Source organism: uncultured Olegusella sp., assembly GCF_947253395.1.
In the GTDB taxonomy this organism is placed as follows: domain Bacteria; phylum Actinomycetota; class Coriobacteriia; order Coriobacteriales; family Atopobiaceae; genus Olegusella.
Map to the genome: position 1 here is coordinate 1 of NZ_CAMXYY010000022.1, position 19,609 is coordinate 19,609.

General features: G+C 48.6%; 19 protein-coding genes. 4 read left to right on the forward strand and 15 right to left on the reverse strand.

The window, feature by feature from the left end; genetic code table 11:
* The 4 genes from Q0X25_RS03350 to Q0X25_RS03365 all read right to left on the reverse strand — a co-directional run.
* Positions 1 to 572, reverse strand: a 572-nt coding sequence (locus tag Q0X25_RS03350) for a TetR/AcrR family transcriptional regulator (protein ID WP_298579034.1), incomplete at its 3' end; no start/stop codon positions are given.
* A 62-nt stretch (positions 573 to 634) separates the two neighbouring features.
* Complete coding sequence (locus tag Q0X25_RS03355) at positions 635 to 2,374, reverse strand: ABC transporter ATP-binding protein (RefSeq protein ID WP_298579035.1); 1,740 nt, start codon at positions 2,372 to 2,374, stop codon at positions 635 to 637.
* Between the two features lie 14 nt (positions 2,375 to 2,388).
* Positions 2,389 to 4,059 (reverse strand): ABC transporter ATP-binding protein, encoded by a 1,671-nt coding sequence (locus tag Q0X25_RS03360; RefSeq protein WP_298579036.1) that lies wholly within the window; start codon positions 4,057 to 4,059, stop codon positions 2,389 to 2,391.
* 252 nt (positions 4,060 to 4,311) lie between these two features.
* Positions 4,312 to 5,196 carry a methionyl aminopeptidase gene (locus Q0X25_RS03365; RefSeq protein ID WP_298579038.1) on the reverse strand — a complete coding sequence of 295 codons (885 nt, stop codon included), beginning with the start codon at positions 5,194 to 5,196 and terminating at the stop codon, positions 4,312 to 4,314.
* A 126-nt stretch (positions 5,197 to 5,322) separates the two neighbouring features.
* On the opposite strand from Q0X25_RS03365, the gene Q0X25_RS03370 reads away from it, so the two are divergent.
* Together Q0X25_RS03370 and Q0X25_RS03375 are read left to right on the forward strand one after the other, a co-directional pair.
* Positions 5,323 to 5,607 carry an autorepressor SdpR family transcription factor gene (locus Q0X25_RS03370; RefSeq protein ID WP_298579039.1) on the forward strand — a complete coding sequence of 95 codons (285 nt, stop codon included), beginning with the start codon at positions 5,323 to 5,325 and terminating at the stop codon, positions 5,605 to 5,607.
* Positions 5,597 to 6,265, forward strand: a complete 669-nt coding sequence (locus Q0X25_RS03375; RefSeq protein ID WP_298579040.1) for an SdpI family protein — start codon at positions 5,597 to 5,599, stop codon at positions 6,263 to 6,265. The genes Q0X25_RS03370 and Q0X25_RS03375 overlap by 11 nt, the downstream gene beginning before the upstream one ends.
* A gap of 35 nt (positions 6,266 to 6,300) precedes the next feature.
* Here the strand turns inward: Q0X25_RS03375 and Q0X25_RS03380 are convergent, their stop codons facing one another.
* The 7 genes from Q0X25_RS03380 to Q0X25_RS03410 all read right to left on the reverse strand — a co-directional run bounded on the left by Q0X25_RS03380 (position 6,301) and on the right by Q0X25_RS03410 (position 12,467).
* Complete coding sequence (locus tag Q0X25_RS03380; RefSeq protein ID WP_298579041.1) at positions 6,301 to 7,053, reverse strand: type 1 glutamine amidotransferase; 753 nt, start codon at positions 7,051 to 7,053, stop codon at positions 6,301 to 6,303.
* Positions 7,046 to 8,407, reverse strand: coding sequence for a Mur ligase family protein (locus tag Q0X25_RS03385; RefSeq protein WP_298579042.1), 1,362 nt, complete (start codon positions 8,405 to 8,407; stop codon positions 7,046 to 7,048). The genes Q0X25_RS03380 and Q0X25_RS03385 overlap by 8 nt, the downstream gene beginning before the upstream one ends.
* 2 nt (positions 8,408 to 8,409) lie before the next feature.
* The gene (locus Q0X25_RS03390; RefSeq protein ID WP_298579043.1) at positions 8,410 to 9,006 is read right to left on the reverse strand and encodes an Asp23/Gls24 family envelope stress response protein; all 597 of its coding nucleotides are present in this window, start codon (positions 9,004 to 9,006) and stop codon (positions 8,410 to 8,412) included.
* A 41-nt stretch (positions 9,007 to 9,047) separates the two neighbouring features.
* Entirely contained in the window at positions 9,048 to 9,422 is a 375-nt protein-coding gene (locus Q0X25_RS03395; RefSeq protein ID WP_298579044.1) for a DUF2273 domain-containing protein, read from the reverse strand.
* Positions 9,422 to 10,195, reverse strand: a complete 774-nt coding sequence (locus Q0X25_RS03400; protein WP_298579045.1) for a hypothetical protein — start codon at positions 10,193 to 10,195, stop codon at positions 9,422 to 9,424. Before Q0X25_RS03400 ends, Q0X25_RS03395 begins: the two co-directional genes overlap by 1 nt.
* 93 nt (positions 10,196 to 10,288) lie before the next feature.
* Positions 10,289 to 11,596, reverse strand: coding sequence for an LCP family protein (locus Q0X25_RS03405; protein ID WP_298579046.1), 1,308 nt, complete (start codon positions 11,594 to 11,596; stop codon positions 10,289 to 10,291).
* Between the two features lie 70 nt (positions 11,597 to 11,666).
* Entirely contained in the window at positions 11,667 to 12,467 is an 801-nt protein-coding gene (locus tag Q0X25_RS03410) for a YebC/PmpR family DNA-binding transcriptional regulator (RefSeq protein WP_298579047.1), read from the reverse strand.
* A gap of 225 nt (positions 12,468 to 12,692) precedes the next feature.
* On the opposite strand from Q0X25_RS03410, the gene Q0X25_RS03415 reads away from it, so the two are divergent.
* Positions 12,693 to 13,148: a hypothetical protein gene (locus Q0X25_RS03415; protein WP_298579048.1), complete on the forward strand. Its 456-nt coding sequence runs from the start codon at positions 12,693 to 12,695 to the stop codon at positions 13,146 to 13,148.
* Between the two features lie 357 nt (positions 13,149 to 13,505).
* Here Q0X25_RS03415 and lgt read toward each other — a convergent pair whose 3' ends face one another.
* The 4 genes from lgt to tyrS all read right to left on the reverse strand — a co-directional run bounded on the left by lgt (position 13,506) and on the right by tyrS (position 18,510).
* On the reverse strand, positions 13,506 to 14,333 hold the full coding sequence (gene lgt / locus Q0X25_RS03420; RefSeq protein WP_298579049.1) for a prolipoprotein diacylglyceryl transferase: 828 nt from the start codon (positions 14,331 to 14,333) through the stop codon (positions 13,506 to 13,508).
* Between the two features lie 12 nt (positions 14,334 to 14,345).
* A complete protein-coding gene (locus tag Q0X25_RS03425; protein ID WP_298579050.1) occupies positions 14,346 to 14,585 on the reverse strand; it encodes a NifU family protein in 240 nt (79 codons plus the stop codon).
* Between the two features lie 196 nt (positions 14,586 to 14,781).
* Positions 14,782 to 17,280: a U32 family peptidase gene (locus tag Q0X25_RS03430; RefSeq protein ID WP_298579051.1), complete on the reverse strand. Its 2,499-nt coding sequence runs from the start codon at positions 17,278 to 17,280 to the stop codon at positions 14,782 to 14,784.
* Positions 17,281 to 17,295: 15 nt separating this feature from the next.
* A complete protein-coding gene (tyrS, locus tag Q0X25_RS03435; protein WP_298579052.1) occupies positions 17,296 to 18,510 on the reverse strand; it encodes a tyrosine--tRNA ligase in 1,215 nt (404 codons plus the stop codon).
* 140 nt (positions 18,511 to 18,650) lie between these two features.
* On the opposite strand from tyrS, the gene Q0X25_RS03440 reads away from it, so the two are divergent.
* The coding region (locus Q0X25_RS03440; RefSeq protein WP_298579053.1) for a transglycosylase domain-containing protein at positions 18,651 to 19,609 on the forward strand (959 nt) is incomplete at its 3' end.

Consider the following 19,609-nt stretch of genomic DNA (forward strand, 5'->3'; position numbering starts at 1 on the left):
TGTATATATGCAGCAGCGATTCTTTCATCCGGCTCATTATAAAAAATTTCAAAGAGACAGGAAAAATAAGAGCGCGCGAGGGCATGCGTCAGAATGTCAGAGATGGGAGACACACTCTCATTGCTTCGAACATTACAGATTTCAATATATTCAGCCGTGCTTTTTACCTCAATCTCCACAAAGCGATCAACGTAGTTTTCCCATGGTGTACCACCTGCTTTTTCTAACACAAGCAAAAAAGAATCACGATTAGCATAAAGTGCTTCAGTTATACGCTTACTCACCGCAAGCGTGTAATCAAGCATGGCTTCCATGCCTTGCCTATCGGGACTTAAGGCATAGAAATCCTCTTGGGCTTTTTCAAAAAGGGCAAGAAGGCCCGCAGCGGCGGGCTCAACAAGCGCATCAAAAAGCGCTTGTTTTGAAGTGAAATAACCATAGATAGCACCCGTGGTCATATGTGTTTGTTGCGCTATCGTACGCAGAGATGCCTTCTCAAAACCGTGCTTCCAAAACTCATTACGAGCCGCAGCAAGAATTTTTTCTCGTGAAGAACTCTGTACTGCTGTCATACCAATGTCCCTCTCGCCCGCCTGCCTTGCAGTGCCATTATAGGCAAGCGGGCATACAGGCTTTATAGAGAAGCTATCTTCCAACCAGCTGCTTGCTTACGCATATTTACAAATGTGGCATAAAGACCATCTTGCTGCATAAGCATATCGTGTGTACCACGCTGGACAATACGTCCTTTGTCACACACGAGTATCTGATCGGCATTGCGTACCGTTTTGAGGCGATGCGCAATCAAGATAACCGTCTTACAAGAGATAAGCTCAGCGATCGCATGCTGCAACTCCAACTCATTTTCTGGATCAACATTTGCCGTTGCTTCATCAAGCACCACAATTGGTGCGTCTTTTAAAATCGCTCGCGCAATTGACAGTCTCTGGCGTTCTCCCCCCGAAAGCACTGAACCATTTTCACCTAGGCGCGTCTCATAACCATCAGGCAAAGCAGTAATAAAGTCATGACAACATGCTCTTTGCGCTGCTTGTACTACCTGCTTATGAGTAGCATTGGGAGAGCCGAACTTAATATTATTTTCAATCGTATCGTCAAAGAGAAATACGCCTTGGAACACGGTAGAGAAATTTGAAAGCAACGCATCAACTTTATAGTCGCGCACATCGTAGCTGCCTAGACTGATACTGCCCTCATTTACATCCCAAAAGCGTTCAATTAAACGTGCCAAGGTAGTTTTGCCCGAACCAGAAGGACCAACGATTGCACAGGATGTACCTGATGGAATGCTAAAACTGACATCTTCTAGAATCCGTTCTTTTCCATAACCAAAACAGACATGACTCAGCGTAATATCGAGATTATCTGGTACTTCTTTTCCAAGCCCTTCACTCATTTCTTCCGTAGCGAGCAGCGAGTCAACACGTTGCATTGCAACTTCTATATGGCGCAAAATAGTAGAAAAAGCTCCTGACATTTCAAGACGGCTAAATACCATAAATGAAGCAACTATCATCGTAAGACTAATACCTGCATCCATTGAACCCGTTAGATAGAGCCAGCATGAAAGAAGACACAGAGCAACGCTTGTAGCTTTTGAGACTACGGCCTGCATAAGGGCAAAGCGCATGGCAGCAAATTCAAAGCTAATATTTTCTTTTTCACAGGCAACAATGGCACAAGTCAATTTATTCTGTGCACTATCAAGAAGGGAGAAAGCGCGTACAACTGAAATACCACGGACATACTCAAGTACAGCTTCTACGATGGACTGCTGAGCGGCAGTTCGCCTGTCAGATGCCACGCGGACAAACCGCTGTAGAAGCTCCATACTACCCGCAAACAAGGCAGTAGTGGTAAGGGTCAAAAGACCCAATCTCCAATCGAGCACAAACATCATGACGCAAATCATTAGTGAAAAAGCTAGACCACCAAGGACTGCCTGGTAAACCAAACCGCCAAGATTTTGCATGTCATCAAGGGTATTTGTCATAATGCTTGTAACTTCTCCTAAGCTTTTTTCATTGAAGTAACCCATCGGCAGATGACGCAATTTATCGCCTATATCCATACGTTTTTTTCCCGCGTTACCATAATTAGCCCAGCAAAAATTCATGCTAGCAAGATGCGTCGTAACAAAGGATCCAATAATATTCACGAGCATTACGACAAGAGAAATGAGAGCCGTTGTTGCTGATACTTCATTACGAACAAGACTAGAGAGTACAACCCAAAGTGCCGTAATTTGTAAGGACTCAAAAAGCGCATGTAGAAGAGTAAAGATGAGGCCGCGCTTTAATTTGAGTTGGTAGGCATTGCCAAATATAAAATACTTTCTTAAAACAGAAAACATAGTATTGCCCTCCTTTAGGCCTCGTCGCGTGCGCCGATGTGCGCTGTATACATATCTGCATAAAGCGGGCAATTTTCCATAAGCTCACGATGAGTGCCCTGGGCTTCAACGCAGCCCTTTGACATCACCACAATCAAATCAGCATCACGGATTGTAGAAAGTCGATGTGCAATTACAATCAGCGTTTTGCCGGTTACCAATTTGCCAACTGCTGACTCAACTTCAACCTCGCTTTCGGGGTCGGAATAGGCGGTAGCTTCGTCAAGCAGCACAATGGGTGCATCTTTCAACATGGCACGTGCAATAGTAATGCGCTGACGTTCGCCACCTGAAAGATGGCCGCCCGCACTACCCACGACTGTCTGATAGCCTTGCGGCAATGCAGCAATAAAATCATGACAACCCGAAGCTTTTGCACAAGCTATTACCTCTGCATCACTTGCTTGTGGCCTGCCCATACGAATATTGTTCATGATGCTTTCATTAAACAAATAACTATTTTGGTCAACATAGGCAATTTGCTGTGTCAGTTGCTCTGCAGTCATCTCTTGCAGCGCATGTCCGCCAATACATACCTTGCCACTATGAGCATCCCAAAAACCTGCAATAAGCCGAGCAAGGGTCGACTTTCCCGAACCAGAAGGTCCAACCAAAGCGGTCATCTGTCCTGCTTTTATTTCCAAATTTACGCCATGAATAACCTCTTGGTCACTATAAGAAAAATACACATCTGAAAGGCTGATGTCATAATTTTCAAGCACGATCGGCTTTGTGGCACGACGCTGATTGGGCAAGTCAAGCACCTTGGCAATCTCATCTACCGTCGTGCCAATCTGCGCCAAAGAATCTGCAAAAGTCGCCGCTGCATAAAGTGGTGGAAAGATACCCACTGAAAGAACAGCACACATGACAAAGGTAGCTGGGTCAAGCGTTTTCTGCGCAACAAATAGGCAACCTAAAGGCAATACGGTCACAAGCGTTGCGGGCGCGAGTGAATATGCACCATTCGCCCATACTTGGCAATGTGCCATCCAATCAATATAGGCATGTGCCGATGCGTGAACGGCACGGGAGAATTTCTCATATGAGCTGGCAGATTGCCCAAACGCCTTGATAACCTCAATACCAGCGACATACTCAACCGAGGCATCATTCATGGCTTTACCCGTTGTTACGGTATTGCCGTACCATGTTGCATAATCACGGGTCATTCCCACCATGCAGAGCATTCCCAAAAGAAACGGGATAAGTGCCGCCAACGCTAACCTCCAGTCAAGGGTAATTAGATATATCAAAACGAGCGCGGGAATCAACAAGTTTGATGTTAGCTCAGGGATCGCATGAGCGAGCATAGTCTCAATGCTATCGACTTTCTCAATCATCAATGATTTAAGTGTTCCTGAGGGAATATCAAGAACATAACCCATGGGAACATGAACAAGTTTTTTGGCCAAAAGCTGACGTATATTCGAGATAGTAGCAAATGTAGCCATATGTGAAATTGCCGTTGAGGCAAAGTGGAACACCAGATAAACGAGGTAACCTATCGCTGCAACTACTCCCCAGTACAAAAAGAAGTCCCAATTTCGTTGTCCTGTAAGGATTCCTGCGATCATATGACCGGCAGCAAAATAGGCAGCCATACTTCCTGCAACACCAATAATCGCAAGAATAACGCTGAGCACATAGCTCCATTTTTTCTCAGACCATCCCAAAAGTCTCATGAGAGGCGACGATTTTTGAGATGCCTTTAACGATGAAGGTTCCATCTCTTTCCTTCCTATTAGTTATCCTTAGCTAACTATATAACAGTGTTATAACAGTTTTTATGACAGATTCCCACCCAAAAGAAAAAACTTTTAATTAAAAAAGGTGCCAAGTATTATTGGCACCCATTTTTGAATATATTGAGCAAGCAACAAAGCTATAAAGCAAGGCTACCAAGACAAAAGCTCATATCCATCTTCGGTAACAACCAACTGGACTTCCCACTGAGCAGAATCACTACCGTCCTTGGTACGGACTACCCAACCGTCACTTTGATCAATCCAGATGTCGTGAGCGCCTGCATTAACCATAGGCTCAATGGTAAAACACATACCAGGAACAAGCACATAATCGGTACCTGGCTCACCTACAAAGCTCACAAAAGGATCCTCGTGGAACTCTTTTCCAATGCCGTGCCCACCATACTCGCGAACCACCGAATATCCTGCTTCTTCAACGCAGCGTTGAACAGCATAAGAAACATCACCGAGATGACCCCAAGGCTTAACTGCCTCAAGTCCCGCCTTAACCGACTCGTGCGTAACCTCTACCAAACGGCGACGCTCATCGGAAACCTCACCAATACAAAACATTCGACTCGAGTCCGAGAAATAACCATTCAAGATAGTCGAACAGTCAACGTTAACAATATCGCCTTCCTGCAGCACTACCTTAGGAGAAGGAATCCCGTGGCAGACAACATCGTTAATTGAGGTACAAACACTTTTTGGATAGCCCTCGTAGTTAAGGTCAGCAGGGACGCCGCCATGTGCGGTGGTATATTCATAAATCCACGTATCAATCTCCTCGGTGGTAACTCCTGGAGCAATGCGCTTCCCCACCATATCTAGCACGCCACGATTAATTACAGCAGATTTACGAATGCCCTCAATATCAGCCTCGGACTTCATGAGACTGCGAGGGAGCAGCTCTTCACCCGCAAGCGCGAGTTTTTCCATACGCTCATCTTTGCGCATATGGCATTTCTTGTACTTCTTGCCCGAACCACACCAACATTCGTCGTTGCGACCTGGTACGTATTCATTGTCATACATGGCTTACTTCCTTTCATCGCGTTTCATTATAGGTTTCAGCCAACAAAAATCAGTCTTGACGCAAGAAGAGCACTGTCATACCATCTCATACTAATTTGATATTCATCGAATTAGTGAGGAAAGGACATGGCTGGAGAAGCATTCACTGCACTATCTGATGTAACACGCAGACGAATTTTGGAACTCTTACAAGACCAAGAACTCACGGCAGGTGAAATTGCCGAGCATTTTGACCTGAGCAAAGCCACCCTCAGCCATCATCTTGCCATTCTCAAAAATGCAGGGCTTGTAAGTTCTGAAAAAGAAGGACTCTACGTACGCTATCGACTCAATACCACCGTTGTTCAAGGACTTATGGCGTGGCTGTTTGAGCTCACGTCACACGAAGGGGTACAAGACCATGAAGACTAAAGAAAAGAAGTTTTGGCTGACAATAGCTCTGCTTTGCCTCATTAATTTTGCAGCTCATCTCTATTTTTATCCGAAGCTCCCTCAGACCATTCCTACGCATTGGGATATGAATGGGCAGATTGATGGTTATGCCCCTCATTGGGTAGCACTGATTTTGTCGAGCCTACCTCTGGGTATGTTAGTTCTTTTTTACTTTATCCCCAAGCTTGATCCAAAAGGCGAGGCCTATAAAAAAATTAAAGAGCTTTGGCATGGCTTTATCATTGCTACGAGCTGTTTTTTTATTATCCTTTCTTGGATTACAGAGGCCACTGTGTTTGGTTGGATTCCTCAAAGCAGCAAGATAATTCCTCTGCTTATACTCTGCACAGTAGGAGTAGGCCTCATCGCTCTAGGGAATTATCTTCCTCGCGTACGCCAGAATTACAGCTTTGGCATCAAGACACCTTGGGCGCTGGCAGACGAGCATTGTTGGCAAAGAACACATCGCATGGGCGGCATTACGTCCATATTTATGGGAGCAGGACTCATCATCTGTGGTCTTGCCAGCGATATGTTGCAAGCACTCGCAGCACCCATTCTTACCGTAATTTTGTTGGGTGGAGTTGTATGGATGTATCTCTACTCGTATCTAGTGTATGCAGGTAAAATACGCTAAGCAATTAGAGCGCTCTCAAGCAAGACAAAACACGTCTACTGCTCTTTTACCTTACCTAGAAGCAAACGTTTTGTCATAACAGAGTTTGCTTCAAGCTCCTCTGCATCATCGAGCGGCTCGAGCGTTGTATCACCGTAGCGACGCTCGAGCGCAGAGGCAATCAGATAGTCTGCTACCCCAGGATTTTTTGGGAGCAGGGGCCCATGAATATAGGTGCCTAGCACATTTTTGTAGAGGCAACCTTCAAAACCCGTCTTGCCATCATTGCCGTGACCATATAAAACCTTGCCCATAGGCTCAACGCCAGCACCTAAATGCGTGCGCCCACCATGGTTTTCATATCCCACAATACGCTGCGGGGATATGCGACTCTCCACTACAATATTGCCAATAAGGCGCGGCTCTGCTCTATCGGTATACATGTCCACCAAAGCGAGACCGGGGAGCTTTTCATCACCCATCAAATAGTTGGAACCAAGTAGCTGATAGCCACCACAAACTGCCGCAAGGACACCATTATCCTCAACAAAAGCAGACAGCTCTGTTTGAACCGAGAGCAGCGCCTTACAAACAATACTCTGCTCACGGTCAGATCCCCCACCAATAAAAGCGATATCTATATCCGAAAAAGTCGGACGATCGCCCATATGGTATTCAATGACCTCACAGGCAATCCCGCGCCATTCCAAACGACGACGCAACACAAGGATATTGCCCGAATCGCCATAAAGATTAAGCAGCTCAGGATAGAGATGCGCAATACGAAGTGTCCGAGAAGTACTAGACATGGCGCGCCCTCATCTCTTCAAGCTCAGCTTTGGCAGGCCAGAGCGCCGAGTAATTTGTGAGTACATAGAGTGTTTGTTTTGTATCGGAGGCATCAAGTGAAGCGAGTGTACTCTTTACACTTTCAGAAATTGATGATGCAATCCCTGCATACTTAAGGCGTACTTGCAAATCATTTGCGCGAGTGCCACTGCAATATAGCTGTATAGGATTCTCATCGTCAGCAAGGCGCTCAAAATCGACATCCCAAATCCAGGAGATGTCCTTACCATCATTTACCTTGTCATTAATGGCAATATGCACATGTTTGGGACGCTTATCCGCCAACAATAGAGAAATATTTTGGTTAAAACCCGTAGGATTTTTTGCAAGGTTGAGAACAACTTCGCGACCATAAATGTTGAAGTGCTGCAAGCGACCATTGGCAGGCTTATATGCATCTATAGTCCGCTGAAAACTTGCAGCATCGACTGCAGCAAGATGCGCTGCAGCATAGGCAGCAAGCAGGTTATACACCATGTAAACGCCACCAAAATCAGCGTGGAGCTGCAGGGGCCTTTTATTACCAAAGCCAGGCCCTGACACACTAAATGTGATTCCTTCACGGCCTACTCTGACCTCGCGAGCCACAAAGTCGAGCTCAGGACGAGCAAAGTCACAGTTGGGGCAACGAAATGCGCCCAGTTGTGCATAACTGCGATAGTCATAGCTAAGCTCTGCTCCACAGCGCTGGCAAAAACGCGCTTCGGGCACACGGTCTGCTGCTTGATCTAAATCCTCACCAATACCAAAGCTCAACACCTGCGTCCCTGCCTGAGCAGCACGATAAGCTACGCCTACCGAGAGCGGATCATCGCCACAGCACACAAGACAAGTCTCAGGAGATGTTTGCAGGGCTGACACAATAACATCCTGTACGTGCTCAATCTCACCTGCCCGATCTAACTGATCTCGAAAGAGATTGAGCAGCACAAGATACTTGGGTTGCAGCTGCGGAAGGATATGAACTGTTGAGAGTTCGTCCGCCTCAATCACTGCCCAGTCTGCCGTCTTTCCAGGAAGCAGCGCCGCCGCGACACCAGGAGCCATATTTGCCCCCACGCGATTGCACAGTACACGCTTACCAGCAGCCTCAATAGCAGATGCCACTATATTGCTTGTAGTGGTCTTACCATTTGTGCCGCAAATAACAATCGAGCCCTTTTGCAGTTTTCCTGCCAAAGCTGCAATCACCTGAGAATCTATACCCAGTGCCACTCTGCCAGGTAGCTGGGATGCATTGCGGTGAAGCAAATCCCGCAAGCCCCAAGAAGTGAGCCTTCCTAGAGCGATTGCAACTGATGTGCGCAAACTCACGCTTATTCCTCTGTTTCGGTGTCGGTAGTCTCAGCCTGTACAGCCGCTTCAGCAGCAGCTGCGGCAGCGGCATCGGCGCGCTTGGAAGCAGCATACTCTTCCTGCGTCAAGACATCCTCAATACGAAGATTGACGCCAGCAACTTCGAGTCCCGTCATACCCATGACTTGCTTGACCACGGTCTTTTTGACATCCTCAAAGACCTGGGGAGCATAGGCACCGTACTCAATCATGACTGAGATATTGACACGTACAGCAGAATCGGGGGTAACCTCAACCGTAACACCCTTGCGAGGCGCATGGGCACCAAAGGTCTCCTGTACACGATCGAGCCAGCCACCCTTCATACCAATAACACCTGGCACATCGCGCATAGCAATGGCTACAATTTTTTCAATAACACCGTTGGAGAATGTCAGGGAGTCTTCACTGTCGAGATCTTCTTCGGAATCAACAGCCACTCCCTCATCTCCATCCCAGACAGGCTCTATAGCAGTATTGCTCTCGCTTTCCTCAATAGCAGCAAGGGGGGCTGCAGGTGTATCTACACTTTCCTGAGAAACTTCCTGCTCAAGCTCCTGCTTTTTGTCTTCACTCATGGAAGTGTCCTTTCTAGCTGCACAAAGGCCAGTTCATAATCTTAATTGCGAGGCTCAAAAAATGAGCGAATGGTACGAATAATACGGGGATCACCGTCAAGTAACTGCCCCACCGCAACACCAACAATGCAGAAAAAAGCAATTTCTAACGTGGTCCAAGGACCAGCAATCAAAAAAAGAATTGCTAATGCAAGGCCTATGAGACCACCATAAACGGCATTCTCGTGACCCGGAAAGCTCCGATGAACCCACTCAACAACAGCCTGATGTGGAAGCTTACCCGTATCAGCACTCTGCTGGGACGCATTCTCATGAGACATCAGTTGTGGTGAGTTAGCTTCAGTTGTGTGGGTCTGTTCTTCTTTGCCGGCAGCCATCTGCTGTTCTATGGTCATCTTGGGTTTCTTTTCTTGCATTACGAGTCCTCCCTATCAGTTGTAGGGACTTCTTTAGTTATATCCATGTCAACAGAAAAATCATCATCGTCAGTGGTCTCAGACTCAAGCTGAGGTGGGCGCAAGGTCGTCGTGTGTCCCATGGGTACACGAATATCTTCAGCAACAGGCGCTTCGGGGATAGTTGACTGAGATTCAGGCGCTGCCGATACGGGATGTGCTTTTGCCATCGTATGAGCATAGCTGGCTTCAAGGCTATCAAAATTGACAGGCTCGTCATGGGTAATGGGATCAACAAACTCCATCGTGACGCTATCTACGGTATCGCCACATATCTCAGCAAGACCAACCATCAAGCGGTCATGAAGCTCTGTTCCCACTGCTGCAACATTAATCGTGTTGTTGGGCTGAATGCGACAAAAGACACGCACATGGCCGCGTTTCTTTGCTTTGACGCTCACGCTCCGTGCCGTCAACGTACCATCGCGCTCTATGGTATGCACAGCCTGTGCACGAATAGCATCACGTGTGACGTGCACCTCATCGCCGTTAACAACAGACACAATAACCGAATGCGGGTTTCGTGGGGTAAACAGAGCACCCAACAGACATACCAACAAACCAAGGCCTGTAATGCAGGCAAGCACAAGAGCAGCTGTACCACCAATAGGATGGGCGAGCACAGTCGCAATGCCATGCTGATAGATGCCATACCAAGGTAGCACTAGTATTGCGAGGCAGGCCATTCCAGCCAGTCCAAAGACAAACATGCATAAGCGCTTAAATCCGCTCATGCCCCACCTCCTCATACTCTGCAGCACTCAGGCCGCAATTAATCTACTCTTATGAAGGATAACGCAAGCGCCGGACACATGCTTTGCTTGCTTTTATTCCACGCCAGTCTTTACATTCTCGTCCTCAGGGTTGCCACCTGCATTGATGACCTCCATCAGACGCGAAGTTGCCGCTTCATCATTAATGACATAAGACACACCATCAATATAATCTGTCGTAGATGGTAGTGCTACACGATAAATAGTTGGTGATCCGCCCAACATGCGCAGCATAATCGGCATCATGTTATAACAACGCATCGAGCTGTCCATCATGTCAGCCATTGAATTGGCAACACCTAACATCTCCCAAGGTGGCAGCGTGCGAGCCTTACTCATGATGGCCTGCAATACCAGCATCTGGTCTGCTTGGCGTTGAAAATCACCCAAAGCAAAGCCATGACGAACACGTGAGAAAAGCAGTGCAGTCTTGCCATCCATCTGATGGGTTCCTGCAGGTAGAACAAGTCCTGTGTACTCAGGGTCATTGACATCCACGGGCACGTTAACCGTAATGCCACCCACTGCATCTACGAGCGAAGATAGTCCATCAAAGTGAATAACAGCAACCTTTGAAATAGGCACATTCACGAGCTTACTCACTGCGGAAGCCATGCCGCCAGCGCCGCCAAAAGCATACGCAGCATTGATTTTTTGAATACCGTGACCAGGGATTTCTATCTTGGTATCGCGAGGAATAGACACCATCGTAATCTTGTTGGCTACTACGTCAATGCGCGCCAAAATAATGGAATCAGCACGCGACACCGTATCGTTTTCTCGTGCATCAGAGCCCAGCAAAAGCACATAGTAGGGCTGCAGAGGAATATGCATCTGAGTAGCTTCCGCTACGCCTTTCGCCTCGGGATCTTTGAAGGCAAGTCTATTATCAATAGGCAAAAACACCAGTGCATACACCGCTGCAACTACCGCAAGTAAGGCAATTAAAAACTTTAGGAAGCCATGACGTTTGTGCTCACGGTGTGGAAAATGAATCTGGCGCCCTGGCTGTCTATCATAGGCACTCTCATCAAAATATTCCTGCGCAGGTCTGCGAGACCTGTGTATAGGTGCAGCAGACCAGCTATCAGTATTGCCATAGCCTTCATTTCTATAGCGACGGTCAAAATCGGCACGATTTGCCTCAAGACTGGTCAGACTTGCTGGATGCTGTGACAAGTGCAGATCCGGATTTGCATGTGCACGACGAGTCTGCGGTGCCGAATTGACAGGCGGCAAGTCGGCCGCCCCCCGCAAGAAGGCTGAGCCACTCTGAAAATGTCCTTTTTTGTGATTATGCGAAGCGACCCCGAAGCCATCTGCCTCGAGGTCGTCGTCATAATTGCGATATTGCCTACTCAAGCGCACCTCGCAATGCTCGTCTTGGTCAAAGCTGTTTTACCTAACTATACGCAAAGCAGCTAGGTCGAGGCTACTCGTCAGCTGCGAGGGCCTCCTCAATCTCATCAGTACGGTTCATGGTGTCATAAACGTTTTGAACGTCCTCAAGCTCCTCAAGGCGATCAACAAGACGTTGAACCTTTTTGGCATCAGCAACAGAGACCTCGGTGGGAGTCGTCGCAATCATCGTGAGCTCAGAACCCTTAACCTCAATACCCTGTGCCTCAAGACCTTTTTGGACATCCTGCATATTGTCATAGGCGGTATAAACAATCCACTGATCGCCGGCGTCCTCATAATCGTCGCCCTCAGCTTCGGCAACTGCCATCATGAACTCATCCTCATCGACAGCATTGACGCGGTCAGCAACCTTCTTGTCATCGCTCTTGATGATTTTTTCAACAGCAATAGAGCCTTTACGCTCAAACTGGAACGCAACAGAACCCGAGGTACCAAGGTTACCACCAGCATGAGAAAACGCGGAGCGCACGTCCGCAGCGGTGCGGTTTTTATTGTCGGTTAGGCAGTCAACATAGACAGCGACACCCGCAGGGCCATAGCCCTCATAGCTAATCTCTTCGTAAACAGCGGCATCGGCACCAGCACCAAAGGCCTTGTCAATAGCAGCCTTAATCTTTGCATTAGGCATGGAAACCATGCGAGCACGAGCAACAGCAGCGGCAAGCGTTGCATTGTTGTCCGGGTTGGGGTCGCCACCAGACTTGGCGGCAACAGTGATGTTGCGCGAGAGCTTGGAGAAGAGCGAGGAACGCTTTGCGTCAATCGCAGCCTTCTTGTGCTTGGTGGTAGCCCACTTAGAGTGTCCGGACATGCAGGTCTCCTTCTTGCATCGTGGTAGAAACAGTAGAATTTTAGCCGTTTGTCTTGTCAAGGGAAAGCAGAAAGCTTCTCCCCTACTCAAAACCCACGCAGTCTTGGTAATTGATGCTAGCAATTTTTACCGTCTACCTAGGCTCGTTCACTTGAGAGTCTACATGCGTTAAAGTCACAAGTGAAGCGTTTGTATCGTTGTATTTCTCGTCTAAAGGAGGCACTCATGCTTTATATAGGTAACTTCAACTACAGTGATGAAAACGATGTCTCTGACAACTATGTATTGATGCCTGCTGTAGTAGAAGCCTCAGATGCAGAAGAAGCGCTGGATCGTTTTGAAAAGATGTTTGAGCGCTTAAATGCCAAGTCCGACCTGCTTGATGGCGCGCATTCTATTTATCTGGACTCTTTGGTTGAGCTTGACCATGCACCTGAATCTGCTGTTCTCATCCAATGGGAAAAGATTGTTCCTACAGATGAGGGGCTCTGCTCTATTACCGCTGCTCTTCCCGAACTCGAAGAAGGAGAAGTGGCCTCTGCCTATGGTTGGAATGACGATGATGAAGGGCTTGAGCATACCCATATCCATAGCGACAGCGAAGATGCGGTAGATACTGAACTTGATAACTTTGACGATGATGAGGATGGCTTTGAGGAAGAGCCCTTCATGAGGCTATAAGCTCTGCTTTATGGTGCGCGAGGATGAATGCTCTGCACAATAGCAAATCCCCACCGTTTATGCTCAGTATGCTCAGACGGTGGGGATTTGTGTTTTCTTAGATGTGCATTTTCTTTTATGCACAAATGGTTCGTCTTTCGACCGCTGCACCCTTAGATGGTTCGAGTTTCGACCGCTGTGCCCTTAGATGGTTCGTCTTTCGACCGCTGTGCCCTTAGATGGTTCGAGTTTCGACCGCTGCAGCCTTAGATGGTTCGAGTTTCGAAGTCAACAATCACAAAACAGCAGGTCATTTTTTTCGAAAAGTCGAAGGATGAACCATCTAGGAAATGGATGTCCTGCACAAGCAAGGGTACTTTATGTATCGAGGTAAATCCGTTGCGGGGCTTTGATGTGGGCAGCGATAACGAGAACCCCCACGCCAGCAATAATTAATGGTAAAGACAGAATTTGGCCCATTGTCAAAAAATTGCCAAAAAGATAACCCAGCTGAGCATCTGGTACACGCACAAACTCAATCAACGCACGGAATACCCCATAGAGCAGCAAAAATACACCCAAAAAAGTCCCCTGTGGAAGAGTAGGCTTACGTCGCGACAGCACAAAAAGTACCAAGAAAATCACGACGCCCTCAAGCAGAGCTTCGTAGAGCTGCGAGGGATGGCGATAGACCATACCACCACCTGCATCAGAAAACATAACTCCCCAAGGCAAATCAGTCGGTTTGCCCCAAAGCTCACCATTGATAAAGTTGGCGCAACGCCCAAAGAAAAGCCCAATCGGTGCAGCGCTCACTCCTAAGTCACAAAGGGTTGCCAGCGACAAATGCAGTCTGCGCGCTACAATACCGCCTCCTACAATTGCCCCTATAAGGCCGCCATGAAAGCTCATGCCTCCCTGGTTGAATGCCAAAATCTCAAGCGGATGCTCTAGATAGTAGCCAGCTCCGTAAAAGAGCACATAGGCAAGACGCGCTCCGATAATGACACCAAAAGCAAGACCAATCATGACTGATGTCAAATCATCGAGCGTTAAATCCAGCCCCCATCGCTTTTGCGTCTTCCAAATCCAAGCAGCGCCCAAAACAAAACCAGCAAGATAAGCCAAACCATACCAGCGCACCACCACTGGACCCAGTGCAAAAGCTATGGGATTAAGCTGATGATATAGCTCATTAAGCCACATACCTGCACTACCTTAGAACGGCATTGCAGGCTGAACTTTGGTCACACCTGGGACATGCTCCATCAAAATGCGCTCGATACCCTCACTCATGTCGTACGAAGACAGAGGGCAGCCAGCGCAAGCACCCTGCATTTCAAGCGTTACCACACCATCATCGCTACAATCAATAAGCGCAACATCGCCACCATCAGCCTGTAAGCTTTGGCGAATAATATCAAGCGTCCTTTCAAGAAGCTCCCTGTTTACTGCCACCTCTACCCCTCCTTTGCGAGCATATTGACACACGCTCACTCTAATCCCTATTTGTCAGCTAGACATTAGGCTATATTACCCGATACAACTTTGCGCATTCACTGGTATCTTTCTTTACACGAATGCCAAATCTGCTCCCATCAATACCTCATAGCTACCAAAGATGCCCACGGAAAACAAAACATCCACCTGTCGCCTAATCAATCGGGCTCAACAGATGTCCCGTATCGCTTCCCACAAGGCGCAAAGCAGGACGTTTGCCCGTCTGCGCTGCCAAAAGCGCCGCTTGGATACGCCTGAGTTCGCTGCCCACTTCCTGCTCACCTAACAAACTGCAATCTACCATCAAACGGCTTACTCCAGCGGAAAGCAACTCCCCTATCTCTGGTGCCAAATCTAAAGGACGAGCAGCATATAGCCTTGAGCGCCCCTGCAAATCTGTACGCACAGGCAGCAAAGAGCCATCTCGACTACGCAAAGACAGACGTTGCTTGCGTAGCCCACAGCGCGCACAATCCTCTATACACTGCCCTGCCGCTTGCAAAATGCAATGCTCGCTCGTCATTGCGCGGATACGACCCGATACGGTCACGCCCACAGGGGTCTTTGCTTGGGAAGCAATCTGACGTATCTCCTCAAGCGAAAGCTCCGATGACAGCCAAAAACCCTGCGCACCTTGGGCTTCAAGCCAAGAGAGACAGCTTGCATTGTGTACAGGAATACATGCCCTTATCTCAGGGTATGCACCTCTATCAACAGCTGCCGCCAGCTCGGATACATTGCCTACTGCCAGCTCGCCACCTGGCACAATATAGCTATCAATACGCCTACGATCTGCTTGACGGCATACCTCATCAAGCCAAGGAATCACCTTGTCAGGCCAATTTGAAAGCGTTGGTGAGGATAGTAGATCATCACGCACATACACGCGATGAGCGCCAGCAGCCAATGCCCTGCGAGCCGCCTCAGGCGTTACCACCAATGCACAGATTTCTGCAGTCTGCACTGGTTTCATATCAGCACGCAACGCAGCTTTTTCGCGAGGACCACGCAGCCCTACTCCCACATTTTCAAAGCGCCCTTCATAGTCTGCAAGCAATTCTTTTTCAAGCAATCTACAAGCCCTTGATCTCAGCTTATGCAGGGAAGAAAAGCCCAGACCCACTCCCTCATCAAGCTCAACATCTATGGCTCGCGCTTCAAACGCAGAGTTGCCCAACCTACCCGCATGCTCCGCCAGATCCTCAGCAGTTACGGCCTTGGTACGTGCTGCCTCAACCAAATCGCCTTCAGCGCACACGGAAGCAGAGCCATCCACGCAGCTCATTTCTACCGTAAGTGGCATACCCCTATGTGCTCTGACCCGCATTGTTACCGCACGTTTGGGAGCAGCGCTGGGACGTGCCGCCAAAGCCGAAGCATCCAGTGCTGCTTGCGAGCGAATAACGCGCACCACACTCCCCTCAGGTAGCGTGCGTACCGTGCGACATATGAGGATCTCTCCAGGACGTACATCTTTTGATGCCAAGGTAGTCAAGAACTGCGAGGGATCTTCAAGCGGTCTCAACTCAAGCAAATCACCTTTACCCACGGGCACGTCAACGCGCAGGGTAACTTCAGCCTCATGATGCATACGCGTACGCTCGCGGCCACCTGCAGAACCACCCTGCACCCGCCTAAAACTCCCAAGGTCACGGCTCGCAAGCACCTCTCCTGCCAGCTCACCACGGTTATTCGAGCGATCATAGCTCATCATCTCATCGCCGCAATGACCTCTAAGATATGCATCAGTAAAGTCACGATTGAAAGAGCGCAAGAGCAAGTCACGACGACGATTGATATCGTCCTGACGAGGCGTGCGTCCTGCAGCAACATCATCTAACGCCCCGCGATAAGCAGAGACTACTGACCACACATAGTCAGCTGCCTTCATGCGACCTTCTACCTTGAGAGAAGCAAGCCCTGCTTGTGAAAGCTCAGCTAAATCACTTATCGTGCAGTAATCTTTGGGACAAAGCGGTCGCGTGCGTCCGTCTACTGCTATCACACGACCCTTACTATCCACCAGATCATAAAGCAGACGGCAAGGTTGCGCACAAAGACCGCGGTTTGCCGAACGTTTGCCCACCGATGAGCTCAGTTTGCAAATGCCTGAATAGCAAAAGCAAAGCGCACCATGTCCAAAGTTTTCAAGCTCTACGCCCTCTTGTGCAATGCGTGAAATCTCAGCCAAGGACAGCTCGCGTGATAGCGTCACTCGCTCTACCCCAAGAACATCACGCACCCATGCCACAGCACGCCCATCGTGCAGATTTGCTTGAGTGGATACATGAATCTCGATGTCAGGACGACGGCGACGAAGTTCCGACATGAGGCCCCAGTCTTGCACGATGATTGCGTCTGCACCAAGTACCCAAGCATGCACAGCCCAACGTACCGCCCGCTCCAGCTCGTTTTCCTTAATGACGACATTTTGTGTTACATAGACCCGTGCCCCCGCAATATGAGCAACGCGGCAGGCTTCACGAAACTCCTCTTCAGAGAAGTTATGTGCAGCTCGACGCGCATTAAAATCGCTCCCAAGACCACAGTAGATTGCATCGGCTCCCGCAGCCAGCGCCGCATAAAAGGCCTCAGGGCCACCAGCGGGCGCCAGCAGCTCAGGTATCTGCCGCGCGCCAACTTGATTGGTCATCTTTTGCTCCCGCCTTTAGGCAAGACGAGCAAACTTGCGCTTGCCAACTTGCACAACACAGCCACTATGCAGCTGCTCGGGATCAATGTTGTAATTTTTTGCAGCAACAGCAACCTGATCAATTTTGACTCCACCACCGTCAATCTGACGACGTGCATCGCCTGCCGAGGCGCAAAGTCTCGCTTCGACAAGGACTCGGGCAAGATAAATCTTGCCTTGGTCGTTGGGAGTCAAATCTACGCTGACTTCAGCAATATTTTCAGGCAGCTCGCCCTTTTTGAACTGTGCATCAAACGCAGCTTGTGCTGCTTTGCCCGCACCTTCACCGTGGTAGAGATCGCAAATATTGCGAGCAAGTGCGCGCTTAAGCTGATAGGGGTCGGCTGTGCCATCTGCATAAGCAGCATCAATTGCATCGACCTCATCGACAGGAAGCGTCGAGCAGAGACGATAATACATAGGCACGACGGTATCGTTAATGCTCATGAGCTTGCCAAACATTTCGTCAGCAGGGTCCGTCAGACCAACATAGTTTTTGTAGCTCTTGGACATCTTCTTGACACCATCAAGGCCCACAAGCAGCGGCATCGTAAGAGCTACCTGTGGTTCCATAGCAGATTTTTCCATCAAATCGCGACCAGCAAGAAGATTAAAAATCTGGTCGTTACCGCCCATCTCGAGGTCGGCCTTGATAACCACCGAGTCATAAGCTTGCAACACAGGATAGATAAACTCATGCAGGGCAATTGGCATGCCATTTGTGTAGCGGTTGTGAAAGTCCTCACGCTCAAGGATACGAGCAACATTGAATTTGCTCATCAGACCGAGCATTGAGCCCAGATCCAAAGGTTTTAACCATTCGCCATTGTGAACAATTTGCGTACGCTCGGGATCCAAAATCTTGAGAGCTTGTTCAACATAGGTAGCAGCATTGGCTTCGACCTGCTCCTCTGTTAAAGGAGGACGGGTGGAATCACGACCCGAGGGATCACCAATAAGCGCCGTACCATTGCCAATAATGAGCGTTACCTTGTGACCAAGATCTTGAAACTGACGCATCTTGCGCAGAGGCACTGCATGGCCTAAGTGCAGGTCAGGCGAGGTAGGATCGACTCCTAGCTTTATATTCAAAGGAACTCCACGTTCGAGTTTCTTTTTGAGCTCATCTAGAGGAACGATCTGCATAGTTCCCGAAGTAATTACCTTGAGCTGCTCTTCTACCGATAACACAACAAACCTCCTGAGATTTTATTACCTACCATCACCCCACAATAAATTAGTTGAAGGATGGACTCTCTTACTCTAGCAGGACAGGCGCGGTCGAACCTTTATAATGTTGATGCAAATGTCGCTTCCCCAAGGAGGACTGCATGGGCATTCGTACGCGCAGGGCCCGTCTGCATTCGCGCACACATATCGTCGGCTTTGGAATTGTTGGCGTTTTTGGCTTTTTAGCCTTATTCGCCGCTGCCGTGGGTATTTCTCTTGGAGCACTTGTTTCAAGCTGGCTCCAGGATCTACCTGACTATCAGTCGGCCGATGCCTATCTCGTGGCAGAGCCTACACAGGTACTCGCCTCTGATGGTACGGTCATGGCGGAGTACTATCTGCAAAACCGTCACTCTGTAAAGCAGGCTGACGTAGCAGATGCCGTATTCAAGGCTACCGTTGACGTTGAAGACGAGCGCTTCTACAAGCACAATGGTGTTGATCCGCAGGGTATTGCTCGAGCTGTTGTCTCGCAGCTTGCTGGCCGCTCTGAGGGTGCATCTACCATCACTCAGCAGCTCGTCCGCAATACTGTCTTATCTGATGAGCAATTTGAGCAAAGTCTCAAGCGCAAGGTCCGCGAGGCGTATATTGCCATTCAAATGGAAAAGACCTACACCAAAGACCAGATTTTGATGATGTATCTCAACACCATCTACTATGGTCATGGTGCTTACGGTATCGAAGCAGCCAGCAAAACTTACTTTAATAAGAGCGCCAAAGACCTCGATCTCAATGAAGCCGCAACCTTAGCTGGCATCCCCAACTCTCCTGCCTATTTTGATCCCACGGTCAACATGGAAGCCTGCAAAAAACGCCGCAACCATGTACTTGACCGTATGCTGGCGATTGGCGACATCAGCAAGGAAGACCATGACAAGGTTAAGGGCGAAGATATCAAGCTCAACCTAGGCAGCTTCAAAGAATCTGACAGCTCTAGCCCCTATTTCACCGACTATGTCCGCGAACTACTACTTAAGGACTTTGACCAGGACCTTATTCTTAAAGGCGGCCTGAAGGTCTACACCACACTTGATCTTAATTGGCAAAAAGCTGCCGA

Excerpts from the sequence above, each read along its gene's own strand:
- Q0X25_RS03355 (WP_298579035.1), bottom strand. The coding sequence starts at position 2,374 with ATGTTTTCTGTTTTAAGAAAGTATTTTATATTTGGCAATGCCTACCAA.
- Q0X25_RS03365 (WP_298579038.1), bottom strand. The coding sequence starts at position 5,196 with ATGTATGACAATGAATACGTACCAGGTCGCAACGACGAATGTTGGTGT.
- Q0X25_RS03370 (WP_298579039.1), top strand. The coding sequence starts at position 5,323 with ATGGCTGGAGAAGCATTCACTGCACTATCTGATGTAACACGCAGACGA.
- Q0X25_RS03375 (WP_298579040.1), top strand. The coding sequence starts at position 5,597 with ATGAAGACTAAAGAAAAGAAGTTTTGGCTGACAATAGCTCTGCTTTGC.
- Q0X25_RS03380 (WP_298579041.1), bottom strand. The coding sequence starts at position 7,053 with ATGTCTAGTACTTCTCGGACACTTCGTATTGCGCATCTCTATCCTGAG.
- Q0X25_RS03390 (WP_298579043.1), bottom strand. The coding sequence starts at position 9,006 with ATGAGTGAAGACAAAAAGCAGGAGCTTGAGCAGGAAGTTTCTCAGGAA.
- Q0X25_RS03395 (WP_298579044.1), bottom strand. The coding sequence starts at position 9,422 with ATGCAAGAAAAGAAACCCAAGATGACCATAGAACAGCAGATGGCTGCC.
- Q0X25_RS03400 (WP_298579045.1), bottom strand. The coding sequence starts at position 10,195 with ATGAGCGGATTTAAGCGCTTATGCATGTTTGTCTTTGGACTGGCTGGA.
- Q0X25_RS03410 (WP_298579047.1), bottom strand. The coding sequence starts at position 12,467 with ATGTCCGGACACTCTAAGTGGGCTACCACCAAGCACAAGAAGGCTGCG.
- Q0X25_RS03415 (WP_298579048.1), top strand. The coding sequence starts at position 12,693 with ATGCTTTATATAGGTAACTTCAACTACAGTGATGAAAACGATGTCTCT.
- lgt (WP_298579049.1), bottom strand. The coding sequence starts at position 14,333 with ATGTGGCTTAATGAGCTATATCATCAGCTTAATCCCATAGCTTTTGCA.
- Q0X25_RS03430 (WP_298579051.1), bottom strand. The coding sequence starts at position 17,280 with ATGACCAATCAAGTTGGCGCGCGGCAGATACCTGAGCTGCTGGCGCCC.